This window comes from Streptomyces sp. NPDC046712 (genome assembly GCF_040645695.1).
Classification (GTDB): Bacteria; Actinomycetota; Actinomycetes; order Streptomycetales; family Streptomycetaceae; genus Streptomyces.
Window position 1 is genome coordinate 42298 of the sequence record NZ_JBEYYW010000012.1, and the last position, 18765, is coordinate 61062.

General features: G+C 69.0%; 12 protein-coding genes. 9 read left to right on the forward strand and 3 right to left on the reverse strand.

The annotated features are described in order from the left end of the window. Positions 1–73 precede the first annotated feature (73 nt). From ABZ939_RS17705 to ABZ939_RS17745, 9 genes are all read left to right on the forward strand, one after another. Positions 74–403, forward strand: coding sequence for a hypothetical protein (locus tag ABZ939_RS17705; RefSeq protein ID WP_361855322.1), 330 nt, complete (start codon positions 74–76; stop codon positions 401–403). 330 nt (positions 404–733) lie between these two features. Beyond that, complete coding sequence (locus ABZ939_RS17710) at positions 734–2299, forward strand: sigma-70 family RNA polymerase sigma factor (protein WP_361855325.1); 1566 nt, start codon at positions 734–736, stop codon at positions 2297–2299. A gap of 397 nt (positions 2300–2696) precedes the next feature. Next, complete coding sequence (locus tag ABZ939_RS17715; protein WP_361855638.1) at positions 2697–5054, forward strand: non-reducing end alpha-L-arabinofuranosidase family hydrolase; 2358 nt, start codon at positions 2697–2699, stop codon at positions 5052–5054. A gap of 40 nt (positions 5055–5094) precedes the next feature. Further along, a complete protein-coding gene (locus ABZ939_RS17720; RefSeq protein ID WP_361855328.1) occupies positions 5095–7719 on the forward strand; it encodes an RICIN domain-containing protein in 2625 nt (874 codons plus the stop codon). A gap of 897 nt (positions 7720–8616) precedes the next feature. Beyond that, positions 8617–9618 (forward strand): ABC transporter substrate-binding protein, encoded by a 1002-nt coding sequence (locus ABZ939_RS17725; RefSeq protein WP_361855331.1) that lies wholly within the window; start codon positions 8617–8619, stop codon positions 9616–9618. 67 nt (positions 9619–9685) lie between these two features. Beyond that, entirely contained in the window at positions 9686–11248 is a 1563-nt protein-coding gene (locus ABZ939_RS17730; protein WP_361855333.1) for a sugar ABC transporter ATP-binding protein, read from the forward strand. Next, positions 11245–12360, forward strand: a complete 1116-nt coding sequence (locus tag ABZ939_RS17735; RefSeq protein ID WP_361855335.1) for an ABC transporter permease — start codon at positions 11245–11247, stop codon at positions 12358–12360. Before ABZ939_RS17730 ends, ABZ939_RS17735 begins: the two co-directional genes overlap by 4 nt. Then, a complete protein-coding gene (gene yjfF, locus ABZ939_RS17740) occupies positions 12357–13364 on the forward strand; it encodes a galactofuranose ABC transporter, permease protein YjfF (RefSeq protein WP_361855338.1) in 1008 nt (335 codons plus the stop codon). Before ABZ939_RS17735 ends, yjfF begins: the two co-directional genes overlap by 4 nt. Positions 13365–13487: 123 nt before the next feature. Further along, positions 13488–14558 (forward strand): aldose epimerase family protein, encoded by a 1071-nt coding sequence (locus tag ABZ939_RS17745; RefSeq protein ID WP_361855341.1) that lies wholly within the window; start codon positions 13488–13490, stop codon positions 14556–14558. A gap of 75 nt (positions 14559–14633) precedes the next feature. Here ABZ939_RS17745 and mmsB read toward each other — a convergent pair whose 3' ends face one another. From mmsB to chvE, 3 genes are all read right to left on the reverse strand, one after another. After that, the gene (gene mmsB / locus ABZ939_RS17750; RefSeq protein WP_361855342.1) at positions 14634–15878 is read right to left on the reverse strand and encodes a multiple monosaccharide ABC transporter permease; all 1245 of its coding nucleotides are present in this window, start codon (positions 15876–15878) and stop codon (positions 14634–14636) included. Next, positions 15875–17446, reverse strand: a complete 1572-nt coding sequence (gene mmsA / locus ABZ939_RS17755; protein WP_361648578.1) for a multiple monosaccharide ABC transporter ATP-binding protein — start codon at positions 17444–17446, stop codon at positions 15875–15877. Before mmsA ends, mmsB begins: the two co-directional genes overlap by 4 nt. A gap of 62 nt (positions 17447–17508) precedes the next feature. After that, positions 17509–18618 carry a multiple monosaccharide ABC transporter substrate-binding protein gene (gene chvE, locus ABZ939_RS17760; RefSeq protein WP_361444148.1) on the reverse strand — a complete coding sequence of 370 codons (1110 nt, stop codon included), beginning with the start codon at positions 18616–18618 and terminating at the stop codon, positions 17509–17511. Positions 18619–18765 lie beyond the last annotated feature (147 nt).

Genomic DNA, 18765 nt, shown 5'->3' on the forward strand with positions numbered 1-18765 from the left:
GGCCCCCTCCCTTCCCCTATTCACACCCAACTCCCCCAGGTTCTCCCGGACTTCCGGAAGCGAGGACATCTCAGTGATCGTGTTCCAAGTCGCTTTTCTTCTGCTCCTGGCCGCCCAGGCCGTACTGGTCGTGCGGCACGGCCGCGGCTGGCGGCTGGAGTCCGCCGTCACCGCCGGATTCGCCCTGGCCTTTCTCCTCCTGCCCCCCGACGGCGGCTGGCACCTGATGGAGATGGCAGTCAGGGTGTACGTGGCGCTGGGCATCGCCCCGCTCGCGGAGAAGGTTCTCCGCAAGGCCGGCACCCCGCGCAAGGCCCTCGACGACCCCCGCTCCCCGCGCTTCTGGGCCGCCGCGGCGGCCTGTGCCCTGCTGGCTGCCTTGGTCGCGCGCGTCCCCCTGTAGCCCGCGCCGACCGCGTGCGCCTCGAGCATCCGAGGGGGCGAAGGGGTGACGCCGGCCGAGACTCCGACCGCCGAGCCGTCCGTCCGGCCGTCCATCGAACTGAGCGGCGATCATCTCCGAGGCCAGAGCTGTCTTCTTCCGAGAGCATCCGTCGTTAATGGACCGGCCACGAGTTGGCCGCCTGCTACCCGACCGCACTCGAGGTACCGGGCCCTCCGAGTCGGCACGGGCCGGCCCGTCCACCCAAGGCAGAAACTTTAACCGTGTACCTTTGCCGACGCTAAGGTATGCCACCGTACTCGGCGGACTGCTCCCCTGAAGAAGGTGGGAATGGGGCTCATGGATGTGGACCACGCGAGACTGGTTGTCGCGGCGCAGGCCGGTGACGATCGGGCGCGCGAGGAGCTCATCGCCGCGTACTTGCCGTTGCTCTACAACATCGTCGGGCGAGCGCTGAGCGGACATGCCGACGTCGACGACGTCGTCCAGGAAACCCTGCTGCGCGTGGTGCGCGACCTGCCTGCCCTGCGTGCCCCGGAGAGCTTCCGGTCCTGGCTTGTGTCGATCACGCTCCGCCAGATCAATACCCACTGGCACCGGCAACACGCCTTCGCCGACCGGACCACGGTCATCGACGAGGCATGCCAGATACCGGACGCCGGCGCCGAACCCGTGGACGTGACGATCCTGCGGCTTCATGTGTCGGACGAGCGCCGTCGGGTTGTCGAAGCCGGCCAGTGGCTTGACGCGGACCATCGGGTGTTGCTGTCGCTGTGGTGGCAGGAATGCGCCGGGTTGCTGAGCCGTGACGACATCGCCGCCGCGATGGGGCTCACGGTCGCGCACGTCGGAGTGCGCCTGCAACGCATGCGCGAGCAGCTGGAACTGTGCCGGACGATCGTCGCCGCGCTGGAGGCCGACCCGCGCTGTCCGCAGCTGGGGGAGACCGTCGTCGCATGGGACGGTGACCGTGCATCGGTGTGGCGCAAGCGGATCGCGCGGCACACCCGTGACTGCCCGGTCTGCATGGCGACGTCGGCGGAACGGGTTCCGGCCGAACTGCTGCCCCTCAGCCTCACGACGCTGGCCGTCCCGGCCGCACTGATCGCCGCGCTGGCCGCCAAGGGCTTGCTGTCGGGTACGGCGGCGAGCGCCGCCGGGCTGGCCGCGGCCCCCGTCGCCGTCGGCACGGCGACGGGGGGAGGCGGTCTGCACGGCGCTCTGATCGGCAAACTCCAGTCGGTGACCGCTCATCCGATGGTGAGCCTCGCCACCGGCGCGGTACTCATCGCCGGGACCGCCACCTACGCGACCTGGCCCGAACCGGCGCCTCGGGTGCCCGGCGTCATCGCCGCTCCCACAATCGGCACTCCCGCGCCGCTTCCCTCGCGCACCACCACCTCGGCGGGACCGTCCCCGGTGAGCCCGCCCTCGGTCGGCCCGTCCGCCGTCGCGGGCACCGTTCCGCTGGGCGCACAGTCGCTGGAGTCCGCGGACAGTCCCGGCCTTTTCGTCACGTACACGGGCGACTTCGCGGCGCTCGGCAGCGTCGCCGCGTCCAGCAGCGCGCAGGCACGGCAACGGGTCACCTTCACGGTCATCGGGGGGCTGGCCGACACACGGTGCGTCACCTTCCGCGCCGCGGACGGCCGGTATCTTCGCCACCACTACCTGCGGCTGCGGCTGAGCACCGACGACGGCAGCGAACTGTTCCGTGAAGACGCCACCTTCTGTCCGCGCCCAGGGGCGGTCGCCGGGTCCGTGACCCTGCACGCGCACAACTATCCGGGATCGGTCCTCCGCCACCGCGACGGCGGCATCTGGCTCGACGGCTCCGACGGCACGCGGGCCTTCGCCGGCCAGGCTTCCTTCATCGTGCGCAGCCCCGGGGCCTGAGCACACCGCCCCTCGGGCGATCCCGACCGAGTCGCACCGTCACAGCCGGTGCTCGTCCAGCCGGATCCCCCCTGTCCCTGCCCCACCTCGTGACCGGCGCTCACTGCGGATCGGTGCGGCGCCCCTCCTCCACGGGCGCGACCAGGCCACGGCGTCCGGCATAACGCTTTCCGCCTGCGAGATGCATCACTGGGCAATCCTGCGGGCGGCGCGACTTTTCTGTTACGAGACCGCGAGCCCGGAAGCCTCCACTTCAGGGGAGTCCTTCCCGCCGCCTGTCATGACGTGCCGACGCGGCTGGGTCCCGACGTCCCCCACCGACCATCCCCTGAAGAAAGCACCTCACATGACGCAATACACCCACGAACCCAGGGCGACCGGTACGCAGGGCCCCCGCATGAAGGGCCTGCACCGGCTCCGCCGGCGTCGCCGCACACTGACGATAGGACTGTCGGCCGCGGCGGTGTTGGCCGGTGTCGTGACGCTCCTCCCCAGCTCCGCCGGAGCCGCGGCCCTGGGTACCCAGGCGGCCCCCTCGGGCAGGTACTTCGGCACGGCTGTAGCCGCCGGCAGGCTCGGCGACTCCGCGTACGCCGCGATCTCGGACCGGGAATTCAACATGATCACCCCGGAGAACGAGATGAAGTGGGACGCCATCGAACCGTCCCGCGGCAATTTCAACTTCGGCCCCGCAGACCGGATCGTCAACCATGCCATGGCACGCGGCCAGCGCCTACGCGGCCACACCACGGTCTGGCACTCGCAGCTCCCCTCCTGGGTCAGCTCCATCCGCGACGCGCAGACGCTGCGCAGCGTGATGAACAACCACATCACCACCCAGATGACCCACTACAAGGGCAAGATCTACGCCTGGGACGTGGTCAACGAGGCGTTCGCCGACGGCGGCAGCGGCCGGCTCCGCAGCTCGGTCTTCCAGAACGTGCTGGGCAACGGCTTCATCGAGGAAGCCTTCCGCACCGCCCGTGCGGCCGACTCCTCGGCCAAGCTCTGCTACAACGACTACAACATCGAGAACTGGTCGGACGCCAAGACCCAGGGCGTCTACCGCATGGTCAAGGACTTCAAGTCCCGCGGCGTGCCCATCGATTGCGTCGGGTTCCAGAGCCACTTCGGGGCGGGCGGCCCGCCGACGAGCTTCAAGACCACCTTGGCCGCCTTCGCCGCCCTGGGCGTCGACGTCCAGATCACCGAGCTGGACATCGCCCAGGCATCACCCACCCACTACGCGAACACGGTCAGCACCTGCCTGTCCGTGGCTCGGTGCACCGGCATCACGGTGTGGGGCGTCCGTGACAGCGACTCCTGGCGCAGCGGCGAAAACCCCCTGCTGTTCGACAACAACGGCAAGCCCAAGCCCGCGTACACCGCCGTCATGAACGCTCTCAAGTCCGGCTCCGGTACCACCCCGGTCAAGCCGACCGACGGTACCGGGGAAATCAAGGGCGTGGCCTCCGGCCGCTGTATCGACATCCCCGACTCCGCCACCGCCAACGGCACCCGGGCGCAACTGTGGGACTGCAGCGGACAGGCCAACCAGCGCTGGACCTACACCGCCGCCAAGCAGCTGAAGGTCTCCGACGACAAGTGCCTGGACGCCAAGAGCAAGGGCACGACCAACGGCACCCCGGTGGTCATCTGGGACTGCAACGGCGGCGCCAACCAGCAGTGGAACATCAGCACCAACGGCACGATCACCGGCGTCCAGTCCGGGCTGTGCCTCGACGCCGTCGGCGCGGCCACCGCGAACGGCACCAAGATCCAGCTGTACGCCTGCGCGTCCGTCAACAACCAGAAGTGGACCGCCTCGTCCGGGACGGGCGGCGGCACGTGTGCTCTTCCGTCGACGTACAAGTGGAGTTCGACGGGTGCCCTCGCACAGCCGTCGAACGGGTGGGCCGCGGTGAAGGATTTCACCCACGTGGTGCACAACGGCAAGCACCTGGTCTACGCGTCGAGCGCGTCGGGAACCTCGTACGGCTCGATGGCGTTCAGCCCCTTCACGAACTGGTCGGACATGGCGTCGGCCGGCCAGACCAGGATGAGCCAGAACGCGGTGGCGCCCACGCTGTTCTACTTCGCGCCCAAGAAGATCTGGGTGCTGGCGTACCAGTGGGGTGCATCGCCCTTCAGCTACCGCACGTCGAGCGACCCCACCAACCCCAACGGTTGGTCGGCGCCGCAGCCGCTGTTCACCGGGAGCCTCCCCGACTCCGGCACCGGCCCGATCGACCAGACCCTGATCGCCGACGACCAGAACATGTACCTGTTCTTCGCCGGTGACAACGGCAAGATCTACCGGGCGAGCATGCCGATCGGGAACTTCCCGGGCAACTTCGGCTCGTCGTACACGACGGTCATGAGCGACACGACGAAGAACCTGTTCGAGGCGCCGCAGGTCTACAAGGTCCAGGGCCAGAACCAGTACCTCATGATCGTTGAGGCTCGGGGTGCGAACGAGCAGCGCTACTTCCGCTCGTTCACGGCCTCCAGCCTGAGCGGTTCGTGGACCCCGCAGGCCGCCAGCGAAAGCAACCCCTTCGCGGGCAAGGCCAACAGCGGTGCCACCTGGACCAACGACATCAGCCACGGTGATCTGGTCCGCAACAACCCCGACCAGACCATGACCATCGACCCCTGCAACCTGCAGTTCCTCTACCAGGGCAAGTCCGCCAACGCGGGCGGCCCCTACGACCGACTGCCGTACCGGCCGGGCGTCCTCACCCTGCAGCGCTGACCTGCCCTATCCACGGTTGCACAAGGAGAAACACCCCCCCATGAACAACCCCACCAACGCCGGGCGCCGCGGACGTCACCGCCGTCGCAGGACCGCCACCGCTCTGCTGCTCGGTGTGCCCGCCACCGTCGTGCCGTACCTCCTGTTCGTGCAGGACGACTCGCAGGCCGCGACGGTCGACGGCAACGCCTACTACAAGCTGGTCTCGGTGCGCAGCGGCAAGGTGCTGGACGTCAACGGCTTCTCCACCGCCGACGGCACCCGCATCCAGCAGTGGACTGATCAGACCACCGCCAACCAGCAGTGGAGGCTGAGGTCCACCGGCGACGGCTACTACGAGCTGGTCAACCGCAACAGCGGCAAAGTGCTCGGCATAGCGGGCGATTCGACCGCGCAGGCGGCTGCCGCCGAGCAGCAGACCGACAGCTCCTCCGCCTCCCAGGAATGGCGGGTCGACGAGGTGAGCGGTTCCGACGCCGTCACCTTCACCTCCCGCAGGAGCGGCCAGGTCCTGGACGTCTCCGGAGGCTCCACGGCCGACGGCGCGGCGGTCATCCAGTACGGCGGCCATGGCAGCACCAACCAGCAGTGGAAGCTGGTGAGGACGGCCGAGGCCCCGGCCACCGGGACCGGACCGTACGTGTGGAAGAACGCCCAGGTGGTGGGCGGGGGTTACGTCACCGGGCTGGTGTTCAACCCCCGGGAGAGGGGGCTGCTGTACGCGCGTACCGACATGGGCGGCGCCTACCGCTGGGACGCCGCGGCCGAGCAGTGGATCCCGCTGACCGACTGGCTCGGCGAGAAGGACTGGAACCTGCTGGGCATCGACGCGCTGGCCACCGACCCCGTCGACCCCGACCGGCTCTACCTCGCGACCGGCACCTACACCAACGAGTGGGCCGGCAACGGCGCGATTCTGCGCTCCACCGACCGTGGCCGCACCTTCCAGCGCACCGACCTGCCGTTCAAGCTGGGCGGCAACGAGGACGGCCGCGGGGCGGGCGAACGGCTCGTGATCGACCCCTCGGACAACCGCATCCTGCTGCTGGGCACCCGCAAGAACGGCCTGTGGCGCAGCACCGACAGCGGTGCGACGTGGCGGCAGGTCTCCTCGTTCCCCGTCAAGGACGGTGCGGGCAGTGGTGCGGGCATCTCCTTCGTGACGTACGGCCCGGCCGACAGCAGGACGGTCTACGTCGGCGTCGCCGACAGGTCCACCTCCCTCTACCGCTCCACCGATGGCGGCAGCACCTGGCAGGCCGTCCCCGGCCAGCCCACGGGCCAGTTGCCGCAGCATGGCGTGCTCTCCGGTGACGGCTCGCTGTACCTGACGTACACCAACGCCCTCGGGCCCAACGGCGTGACGGCGGGCTCGGTCTGGAAGCACACGCCGTCCGGTGGGACTTGGAAGGACATCACCCCGTCCCGCGGCTCGTACGGGTTCTCCGGCCTGGCCGTCGACCCGCGCAAGCCGTCCACGGTGATGGTCACCACCCTCGACCGCTGGTGGCCCGAGGACGAGATCTACCGCACCACCGACGGCGGCACGACCTGGAAGGCACTGGCGGACAAGTCGGTGCGGAACGCCTCCGCCGCTCCCTACGTCGGCACCCACACCGGGCACTGGATGACCGCCCTGGCCATCGACCCCTTCGACTCCGGGCACGTGCTGTACGGCACCGGCAACGGCATCTGGCGCAGCAAGGACGCCAACGCCACCGACAGCGGCGGCACCAGCCACTGGACCGCGGGGGCGCGGGGCCTTGAGGAGACCGCGCTGATGGACGCGATCGCCCCGCCCGGCGGTGCCACCGTCATCACGGCCATGGGCGACCAAGGCGGCTTCCGCCACGACGACCTGACCAAGGTGCCCGCCGGGCGGCTGAACAACCCGATGATGACCAACAGCACCGACATCGACTTCGCTCAGGCCAACCCCTCGATGATGGTCCGCGTCGGCCGTGGCGGCGCGCAGGACGGCGCCTACTCCACCGACGGCGGCGTCAGCTGGAGCGGCTTCACGTCAGAGCCGGTGGCCGGCGCCCAGGACGGCCGTGTCGCGCTCGCGGCGGACGGCTCCGCCATCGTCTGGACCGAGTCCGGCCAGCTCCCGTACCGCTCGACCGACAAGGGGGCGAGCTGGTCGAAGGTCAGCGGCCTGGGCGCCGACGCCGTGGTCGTCGCCGACCGCTCCTCGGCCAAGACCTTCTACTCACTGGCCGGCGGCACGCTCTACGCCAGCACCGACGGCGGCGCGACCTTCACCGCCCGCGCCACCAACCTGCCCACCGGCCGGCTCACGGCCGTCCCCGGCGTCGCCGGAGACCTGTGGATCGCCGGCAGCGCCAAGGGGTTGCTGCACTCCACCGACGGCGGCCGCACCTTCACCACGCTCGCCACGGTGAAGTCCGCCTCCGCCCTCGGCTTCGGCAAGGCCGCACCCGGCACCTCCTACCAGGCCCTGTACCTGATCGGCACGGTCAAGGACGTCACCGGAGTGTTCCGCTCGACGGACAAGGGCGCCACCTGGCTCCGCGTCAACGATGACGCCCGCCAGTGGGGCAGCATCGGTGGCGTCGGCGTCATCACCGGCGACCCCGACACCTTCGGCCGCGTGTACGTCGGCACCAACGGACGCGGCCTCCAGTACGGCGACCCGTCCTGACTCCGACGCCGGAGCGGGCACAGGTTCGACGTATGAGCTGACGCGCTATCAGCAACAGAAAGCCGCCCTCCTGACCGGTGCGACATCTCGGTTGGAGGGCGGACTTCTGCTGGAGAGCGGTACCGCTTGCGGTGGACGGGCTGGTGGTCATGGTGCGCCTTCTCGGGCGGGCGGCACGGCCGCGGGGCTGGGCAAGGTGGGCATGGTCCGCCGAGTGCGTACGGGGAGAGGGCTGCAGCAGGAGCACGGGCACGACCTGGAGGAGCGTGCCGGGCCGGGTGTCCCTTTCACCGTGTACATCGCCGATGCCCCCTCCTGCTCGGCACGTCATGGAACCCGTCCGGAACCCCCGACGCGCGCTGCGCAGAGCCGTTCCCGGTCAGACACCTTGACGGACCGTCAGGGTGCGGCAGGGTTTCGACGCCGCCTTTCGGGAGCGCTCCCTGGCGTGCGTCGAGGCCTGCTCCGGTGCGCGCGTACGGAATGGCGTGAGTGTTAACGCTCACAACTTTTCAGTCGATGTTCCATGTCAGGTCGCTGAATCGGGTCTGTGGGCGGCGGGAGGCTCCTTGCGTCGGCGGAGGACGTATGGCCCGCTCGGAGAGCCGAGGTGACCTCGGCAGCTGCGTGCTCCTCCCGACTCCAGGGTCTTCGCGTACTTTGCCGCCGACTCACCTCCCTGAGCATCAAGAACGGGTAACGGCCGTACAAGCCCTTGAGTTACAAGTCTGTTAGCGCTCACAATGTGTCGCGTTCGCCAGCTCACCGGTCGTCGGGGGCCGACGCTTCACTCTGCCTCCGCCCGGCTCAACCACCGCTGCGCAGCCATGCCTTCGCTGGGCCCATCTCCTTCAGGGCTCCGCCTGGTACGACGCACGTCCCGAGAGGAACCACGACATGGCCCACAGAGCCCTCCGCATCATCGCCGCCGCCGCCCTGGCCGGCGGTGTGCTGACCGCCTGCACCACCGAGCCCGCGAGTACCGGTACCACCGGAACCACCGGCAAGGGCTCCTCCGACGGCAAGCTGGTGCTCGGGTTCGCCCAGGTAGGAGCAGAGAGCGGCTGGCGCACCGCCAACACCAAGTCCGTACGCGAGGCGGCCGAGAAGGCCGGCATCACGCTGAAGTTCTCCGACGCGCAGCAGAAGCAGGAGAACCAGATCAAGGCGATCCGCACCTTCATCCAGCAGAAGGTGGACGTCATCGCCTTCTCGCCAGTGGTGGAGTCCGGCTGGGACACCGTCCTGAAGGAGGCCAAGAACGCCGGCATCCCGGTGATCCTCACCGACCGCGCGGTCGACTCGCAGGACACCTCCCTCTACCGGACCTTCCTCGGCTCCGACTTCGTCAAGGAGGGACAGGAGGCCGGCAAGTGGCTCGTGAAGGAGTACGAGGGAACCTCCGAGCCGGTCAACGTGGTCGAGCTCCAGGGCACCACCGGCTCCGCACCCGCCAACGACCGCAAGGCGGGCTTCGCCGACGCCATCAAGGGCGACCCCAAGTTCAAGGTCGTCGCCTCCCAGACCGGGGACTTCACCCGGGCCAAGGGCAAGGAGGTCATGCAGGCCTTCCTCAAGTCCCACGAGGACATCGACGTCCTGTACGCCCACAACGACGACATGGCCCTGGGCGCCATCCAGGCCATCGAGGAAGCGGGCAAGAAGCCGGGCGTCGACATCAAGGTGATCTCCGTCGACGGCATCAAGGACGCCTTCGTCGCCATGCAGGAGAAGAAGATCAACGTGGTGGTCGAGTGCAACCCGCTCCTCGGCGACCAGCTGATGGAACTCGCCAAGAAGGTCGTGGCGGGCGAGAGCGTCCCGCGGCGGGTCGAGGTCAAGGAGGGCGTCTTCACCCAGGACCAGGCCGCGGCCGCCCTGCCCGGCCGTCAGTACTGACCTTCCGCCCGCAGCAGACCGGGGGCTGCCCTCGCGCCGCCCCCGATCCCTCAGGAGAGGAGGGCGGATGGCAGCCCCACCCACCCCCCGCACACCCGCAGGCACCGACCGGCCGGTCCTGGAGGCCCACGGCATCCGCAAGGCCTTCCCCGGAGTCCTCGCCCTCGACGGCGTGGACCTGCGCCTCTTCCCAGGCGAGGTCCACGCCCTGATGGGCGAGAACGGCGCGGGCAAATCGACCCTCATCAAGGTACTCACCGGCGTCCACCCGCCCGACACGGGAACGGTCTCCGTCGACGGCAGCCTCCAGTGGTTCGCCGAACCACTGGAGGCACAGCACGTCGGAATCAGCACGGTCTACCAGGAGGTGAACCTGTGCCCCAACCTCTCGGTCGCCGAGAACATCCTCATCGGCCGTGAACCCCGGCGCCTGGGGCTGGTCAACTGGTCGGCCCTCCACGAACGCGCGGCACGGCTCATCACCGAGCTGGAACTCGACCTCGACGTCCGCCTGCCGCTGAGCGCGCACTCCCTCGCTGTCCAGCAACTGGTCGCGATCGTACGGGCCGTGGACGTCAAGGCGAAGGTCCTCATCCTCGACGAGCCCACCTCCAGCCTCGACCGGGACGAAGTCGCCCAGCTGTTCGCCCTGGTGCGCCGGCTGCGCGACCGGGGCGTCGCGATCCTCTTCGTCACCCACTTCATCGACCAGGTCTTCGACCTGTGCGACCGGGTGACCGTCCTGCGGAACGGCCGGCTCGAAGGCGAGTACCGGATCGACGAGCTGACCCCCGTCACCCTCGTACACCGCATGGTCGGCAGCGAACTGCGCACCCTCGACGAACTGGCCGAGACGTCCCAGACCGGCACCGCGATCACCCCCGAGTCCGCAGACACCCCCTTCCTCAGTGCCCGAGGGCTTGCCCGGTCCGGCGCCGTCCAGCCCTACGACCTGGACATCCACCGTGGCGAGGTCATAGGCCTGGCCGGGCTCCTCGGCTCCGGACGCACCGAGGCGGCCCGGCTGCTCTTCGGAGCCGACCACGCCGACGGAGGAGAGCTCCGGATCGACGGCCGACGCGCCGCCCTGCGATCCCCCCGCGCCGCGATCGCCCACAAGATCGCCTTCTGCTCGGAGAACCGCAAGGCGGAGGGGCTGGTCGGCGAACTCACGGTGCGCGAGAACATCGTGCTCGCCCTCCAAGCCGCACGCGGCTGGACCAGACCCCTCTCCCGCACCCGGCAGGACGAGATCGCCGCCCGGTGGATCGAGGTCCTCGACATCCGTCCGGCCGCCCCCGAGGCGCAGGTCCGCAACCTCAGCGGAGGCAACCAGCAGAAGGTGCTGCTCGCGCGGTGGCTGCTCACCGACCCCGAACTACTGATCCTGGACGAACCGACCCGGGGCATCGACATCGGCGCCAAGACGGAGATCCAGAAACTGGTCACCCGCCTGGCCGCGGAAGGCACCGCGGTCCTCTTCATCTCCGCCGAACTCGAGGAAGTGCTGCGGCTGAGCCACCGCGTGGGTGTCCTGCGCGACCACCGGCTCGTCGCCACCCTTCCCAACGACCTGACCCTGACGCCCGACCGGATCCTGGGCACCATCGCCACCGGAGCCACCTCATGACACCACCTGACGACACGGGCGCCGGGGGGCGTCCGGCCCGGGCGCCCGGCGCCCGGCAGCTCACCGAGCACCGCCTGTTCTGGCCCGCCGCCGTCCTGGCCGCCCTGCTGCTGGGGAACGTCGCGCTCACCCATGACTTCTTCGCCGTCCGCGTCCAGAACGGACACCTGTACGGCAGCCTGATCGACATCCTTCAGTTCGGCGCCCCTCTGATCCTGGTGTCGCTCGGCATGACGCTGGTCATCGCGACCCGGGGCATCGACCTCTCGGTCGGCTCGACGGTCGCCATCGCCGGCGCCCTCGCGTGCGAGCACATCGCCACCGCCAAGGACCCCGGAAGTCTGCCCACCGTGATGTCGGCGATCGCGCTGGCGGTCGGCGTGGCCGCCGCGATCGGACTGCTGAACGGCTTCCTCGTCGCCCGGCTCGGCGTCCAGCCCATCGTCGCCACGCTGGTCCTCATGGTCGCGGGTCGGGGCGTGGCCCAGCTGATCACCGACGGCCAGATCATCAGCGTGTCCAGCAGCGTCTACAAGATGATCGGAGGCGGCTACTGGCTCACCCTCCCCTTCGCCGTCCTGCTCGCCGCGGCCCTCGTCGCCGTCACCTCCCTCGTCACCCGGCGGACGGCGCTCGGCATGCTCATCGAATCGGTGGGCGGCAACCCGGTCGCGAGCCGACTCGTCGGCATCCGGGCGGCCGGACTCCTGGTCATGGTCTACGTCGTGAGCGCCGTGTGCGCCGCGGTGGCCGGCCTGATGATCAGCTCCAACGTGTCCAGTGCCGACGGCAACAACGCGGGCCTGTGGATCGAGCTGGACGCGATCCTCGCCGTGGTCATCGGCGGTACCGCGCTGACGGGCGGCCGCTTCTCCCTCGGCGGTACGGTCCTGGGCGCACTGATCATCCAGACCCTCTCGACCACCATCTACACCCTCGGCGTACCGCCGGAGACCACCCTCGTCTTCAAGGCCCTGGTCGTCATCGTCGTGTGTCTCGTCCAGTCGCCCGCGTTCCGCGCGCGACTCTCACGCCGTCGCCGAGCGGCCGCCCCGGACCGGGCGCCCGCGGCCGGCGACGTGGGAGCCCGCCAGCAGGAGGTCCACCCGTGAGCACCACCCTCAGCTCTCTCACCAGGCCGCTCCAGCGGTTCTCGGTACGGCATGCCGTCCGTTTGCCGCTGATGGTGACGGCCACTCTGCTGATCGCGATGTTCTCGATCGGCTCCCTGCAGTACGAGGGCTTCTTCTCCGCACAGGTCCTGCTCAACGTCCTGATCGACAACAGCTTCCTGCTCGTCGTGGCGATCGGCATGACGTTCGTCATCCTCACCGGCGGAATCGACCTGTCGGTCGGCTCCATGGTGGCCTTGTCGACCATGCTGACAGCCTGGCTCGTCGAACAGAACGGCGCGCCGCTCGCCCTGGCGGTGCCGCTGGTCCTGCTGGTGGGAGCAGGAGGCGGCGCCCTCATGGGCTGGGTGATCCACACCTTCGAGATCCAGCCCTTCATCGTCACCCTCGCGGGCATGTTCCTCGCCCGCGGCCTCTGTTACATGATCAGCACCGAGTCCATCTCCGTCACCGACCCGACGACCACGCGGATCGCCCAGACGCGGGTGCTCCTGCCCGGGGGCCTGTTCGTCTCACCCGCCGTGGTCATCGCCCTGGTCGTGCTGGCGCTCGCCTTCGTCGTCCTCCACCACAGCCGCTTCGGCCGCACCGTCTACGCCCTGGGCGGCAACGAGTCCTCCGCCCGTCTCATGGGCCTGCCCGTGGGACGTACCAAGGTCGCGGTGTACGCCGTGAGCGGCCTGTGCTCCGCCCTCGGCGGTCTGCTGCTGACCTTCTACATGCTGTCCGGCTACGCCCTGCACGCCGTCGGCATGGAACTCGACGCCATCGCGGCCGTGGTCATCGGAGGGACGCTGCTCACGGGAGGCTCCGGCTTCGTCCTGGGCACCGCGCTGGGCGTGATGGTCCTCGGTCTGATCCAGACCATCATCAGCTTCCAGGGCACGCTCAGCTCGTGGTGGACGCGCATCGTCATCGGCGGCCTGTTGTTCGTCTTCATCCTCCTCCAACGGCTCTTCGGCGGATCCCGCCCGGCGCACTAGACCTCCCGGGCAGGCCCGGATCCCGAGCAGACCACTGATCACCGACCACGGCGACCGCGGCCGGGAAAGAGGGGCCTTCAGCCCTCTTTCCCGGCTGTGCCGTACTTCGGACAAGGAACTCCCATGACCCCGTCCTCCCGCCCTCCTTTCACCGGAGGCCCACCGGCCTGCCACCCCGGCACGGACTCCGGGCAACGATGGACCTTCGGCTTTCCCGACGGCCTCACGGCGGAGGTGCACACCCGCGGCGCCCGCCTCCACGCTCTGTGGGTGCCGGACCGGTACGGCACCCCGGCCGACGTCGTCCTCGCTCCCCGCGACCCGGCCCGGACGGCCACCACCGCCCGGTACTTCGGGGCCACCGTCGGCCGCTACGCCAACCGCATCGCACAAGGCCGGTTCTCTCTGGACGGGAAGCCGTACCAGCTGACCACGCAGGAGGACGGCCACTGCCTGCACGGCGGAACCGACGGCTTCGACACCAGGCTCTGGGAAGCCGAGAGCGTGCATACCCCGGAGTGGACCGGTGTGCTCCTGCACCTCCGCAGTCCGGACGGTGACCAGGGGTTCCCAGGAAACCTGGACATCACCGTCAGCTGTCTCGTCGGCCGCGGCAACGAACTCTCCTTCTCCTACACGGCGTTCACCGACGCGGCCACCCTGGTCAACCTGACCAACCACGCCTACTTCAACCTCGAGGGCGAGGGCGCCGGCGATATTCTCGGCCACGAACTGGCCATCGACGCCTCCCACTACACGCCGGTCGACGGGGACCTCATCCCTCACGGGGGTCACCGCTCCGTCTCCGGCACCGCGTTCGACCTCCGCCGGCCGCTCAGGATCGCCGAGGCCCTGGCTCGCCCCGGCGCGGCCGACGGGTACGACCACAACTTCGTACTGAGCCCGCACGGCGACGAGACGCTGCGCCGGGCCGCAGTCCTCCACGCGCCGGTCACTGGTCGCTGCATGGAGGTGCTGACCACGGAGCCCGGACTCCAGGTCTATACCGCGGGGCAGTTCGACGGATCGGTCCTGGGCAAGAGCGGTACGCCCTACCGGGCGGGCGCCGGCATCGCGTTGGAGACCCAGCACTTCCCCGACTCCCCGAACCGCCCCGATGACCCGTCTTCGGTGCTGAGACCCGGCGAGGAGTACCGGTCGAGGACGGTCCTGCGGTTCAGCACCCGCGACTGACCGCGTACGAACACGCCGACATGGCTGTGCCCGCCGACGGAGGTGCCGGCGGGCACAGCCATGTCCGGAGCGGTGTCAGGCGCCTGCCCTTCGCTTGTTCCACACGTCGAAGCCGACCGCAGCGAGCAGCACGAGGCCCTTGATGACCTGCTGCCAGTCGGTACCCACCCCGACGAGGTTCATGCCGTTGTTGAGCACGCCGAGGACCAGGCCGCCGATGATGGCTCCCAGAACGGTCCCGACGCCCCCGCTCATCGACGCCCCACCGATGAACGCGGCGGCGATGGCCTCGAGTTCGAAGTTCACGCCGGCCTTCGGTGAGGCCGCGTTGAAGCGGGCCGCGAAAACGAGTCCGGCGAGCGCCGCGAGCATTCCCATGTTGAGGAACACCGCGAAGGTGACCTTCTTGTCCTTGACCCCGGACAGCTTCGCGGCGGGCAGGTTCCCCCCGATCGCGTACACGTGGCGGCCGATCACCGCGTTGCGCATCACGTATCCGAAGGCCACCAGCAGCGCGGCCAGGATCAGGAGGACCACGGGGGCGCCCTTGTAGCTGGCGAGCAGCAGGGTGGTGACCAGGACTGCGGCGACCAGTGCCGTCACCTTGAGGGCGAACAGGCCGGTGGGGAGCGTCTCCAGGGCGAACTCCCGCTGACGGCGACGGTCCCGCACCTCCTCGAAGACCACGTAGACGACCAGTCCCACGCCGAGGAGCAGGGTCAGGTTGTGGTAGTTGGTCTGCGGCCCCGCCTCCGGCAGGAAGCCGTTGGCGATCTTCTGCAGTCCGTCCGGGAAGGGGCCGAGCGTCTGGCCCTTGAGGAAGATCTCCGTGAGCCCGCGGAACAGCAGCATGCCGGCGAGGGTCACGATGAACGACGGTATGCCGACGTACGCGATGAAGAATCCTTGGAGCGCGCCGGCGACTGCTCCGAGGAGCAGGGTGAGGAGCACCGCGACGGGCCAGGAGACATGGTGCTCGACCATGAGCACCGCGCCGATGCCGCCGACCAAGGCCATCAGGGAGCCGACCGACAGGTCGATGTGCCCGGAGATGATGACGATCATCATGCCGATGGCCAGGATGAGGATGTAGCTGTTCTGCAGCACCAGGTTGGAGACGTTGCGCGGCAGCAGGAGGTCGCCGCCCGTCCAGATCTGGAACAGGACCACGATCAGGCCGAGCGCGAAGAGCATCCCGTACTGGCGCATGTTCCGCCGGACGCCGTCCATGAGTACCTGGACCACCGGTGTCCCGGGGGACGGGGACCCGCTGCCCGGGGGCGCCGGGGTCGTCGTTGTCGTGCCGACTTCGGTGCTCATGCCTGGTGTCCTTCGCTGGAGGCGGAGTCTGCGGTGACCGCCGGCGGTGCGGGGGTGTCCTGTGTCATGTGCCGCATCAGCACTTCCTGGGTGGCGTCCTCGCGGGTGACCTCGCCGGTCAGCCGTCCGGCGGCCATGGTGTAGATGCGGTCGCACATGCCGAGCAGTTCGGGCAGTTCGGAGGAGATGAGGAGGATCGCCTTGCCCTCGGCGGCGAGCCGGTCGATCACGGTGTAGATCTCGTATTTGGCTCCGACGTCGACTCCGCGCGTGGGTTCGTCGAGGATGAGGACGTCCGGTCCGGCGAGGATCCACTTGCTGAGGACGACCTTCTGCTGGTTGCCGCCGGAAAGGCGGCCGACTGGTTCGAGGACGTTCGGAGTCTTGATGTTCATGGTCCGCCGGAACCGTTCGGCCACCTTGCGTTCCTCGTGCCCGTCCACGATTCCGCGGCGGGCGAGCGCGCCGAGGGAGGCGAGGGAGATGTTCCGGCTCACGGAGTCCCCGAGGTCGAGCCCGTAGTGCTTGCGGTCCTCGGTGACGTACGCGATGCCGTGGGCGACCGCCTCGGGGACCGTACGTGTCCGTACCTCGCGGCCGTCCTTGAGCACGGTGCCCCGCTCGTAGTGGCCGTAGGAACGGCCGAAGACGCTCATGGCGAGTTCGGTCCGGCCGGCCCCCATGAGCCCCGCGACCCCGACGATCTCCCCGCGGCGGACCTGGAGCGAGACCCCGTCGACCACCTTGCGGCCGCGGTCGAGCGGGTGACGCACGGTCCAGTCCCGGATCTCCAGGACAGGCTCGGCGTCGGCCGGGCCCTCGTACGGCGTGCGATCGGGGAAGCGGCTGTCGAGGTCCCGTCCCACCATGCCGCGGATGATGCGCTCTTCGGTGGTGGCCGGGTCCGTGACGTCGAGGGTCTCGATGGAGCGCCCGTCGCGCAGGATGGTGACGGAGTCGGCGATCCGGGCGATCTCGTTCAGCTTGTGCGAGATGATGATCGAGGTGATGCCCTGGCTCTTCAGTTCTCGCATCAGCCGCAGCAGCTTCGCGCTGTCCTCGTCGTTGAGTGCCGCGGTGGGCTCGTCGAGGATCAGCAGGCGGACGTCCTTCGCCAGCGCCTTCGCGATCTCCACGAGCTGCTGCTTGCCGACACCGATGTCGGCGACCCGGGTCTCGGGGTGTTCGTCGAGCCCGACCCGTCTGAGCAGTTCGGACGCGCGGCGCAGCGCCTCGTGCCAGTCGATGATCCCGTGCCGGGACGGTTCGTTGCCGAGGAACATGTTCTCGGCGATCGACAGGTAAGGGACGAGCGCGAGCTCCTGGTGGATGATGACGATGCCGTGCTGCTCGCTGGCCCTGATGTCCTTGAAGCGGCACGGCTCGCCGTCGAAGAGGATCTCGCCCTCGTAGGTTCCGTGCGGGTGGACGCCGGACAGGACCTTCATGAGGGTCGACTTCCCGGCACCGTTCTCTCCGCACAGGGCGTGTACCTCGCCGCGCTCCACGGACAGGGTCACCTCGGAGAGTGCCCTGACTCCGGGGAAGGTCTTGACGATGGACCGCATCTCGAGGACGGGGCCGGCCGGGGACGAGGCGGGGACGCCGGGGGAATGGGGCGCGGCGGGGGTCACCGCAGGGCGCCGGCGTCGATGTAGCCGGAGTCGACCAGGACCTTCCGGTAGTTCGACTTGTCGACGCTGACCGGGTCGAGCAGGAAGGCCGGAACCACCTTCTTGCCGTTGTCGTAGGTGGTGTCGTCGTTGATCTCGGGCTTCTTGCCGGCGAGGACGGCGGCCACCATGTCCGAGGCGACCTGCGCGAGTGCGCGCGTGTCCTTGTAGACGGTCTGCGTCTGCTCGCCCGCGATGATCGACTTCACGGAGGCGACCTCCGCGTCCTGGCCGGTGACGACCGGCAGCGGCTTGGCGGCGCTCCCGTAGTCGTCGGACTTCAGCGCGGACAGGATGCCGATGGAGATGCCGTCGTAGGGGGAGAGGACGGCGTCGACCCGGGCCGTGGAGTACGAGGAGGTCAGCAGGTCGTCCATGCGCTTCTGCGCCGTCCCGCCGTCCCACCGCAGTGTGGTGACCTGGTTGAGCTGGGTCTGCTGGGAGCGCACGACCAGCTGCTTCTTGTCGAGATAGGGCTTCAGTACCTTCATGGCGCCGTTGAAGAAGTACTTGGTGTTGTTGTCGTCGTTGGACCCGGCGAACAGCTCGATGTTGAAGGGTCCCTTCTTCGAGCCGGACTTCAGCCCCAACTTCTCGACGACGTACGTGGCCTGGAGCTCGCCGACCTTCTCGTTATCGAAGGAGGCGTAGTAGTCGACGTGGGGGGAACCCAGGATGAGCCGGTCGTAGGAGATCACCGGGATGTCGGCGTCCGCCGCCTGCTGCAGGACATTGGACAGGGCCTCGCCGTTGATGGCGGCCACGACCAGGGCGTCGACGCCCTGGGTGATCATGTTCTCGATCTGGGCGACCTGCTGGTCGGGGTCGTCCTCGCCGTACTGCAGGGTCGTGGAGAAGCCGGCCTTCTTCAGGCTTTCGGTCATGTTGCGGCCGTCGGCGATCCACCGCTCGGAGGACTTGGTGGGCATGGCGATGCCGATGGTCAGGTCCTTCTTGTCCTTCGACTCCTGGCTGCCGCCCTCGCTGTTCTGTCCGCAGGCGGTCAGGAGCAGGGCGCAGCCGGTGGTCACGGCCAGGAGGGCGGATACGGATCGGAACTTCTTCATGGGCGTTACCCATCCCGTCGTCGAGGGCGGCTCCGACCGGAGACGAGCTCGACGGCAGCGCGTGTCCTCGCACCGCCGGGACGGCACCGTTCCGGCTGGGTCGCCGGGGCATCGGCGCCCCGGTCGAGCTAGATTGTTAGCGCTCAC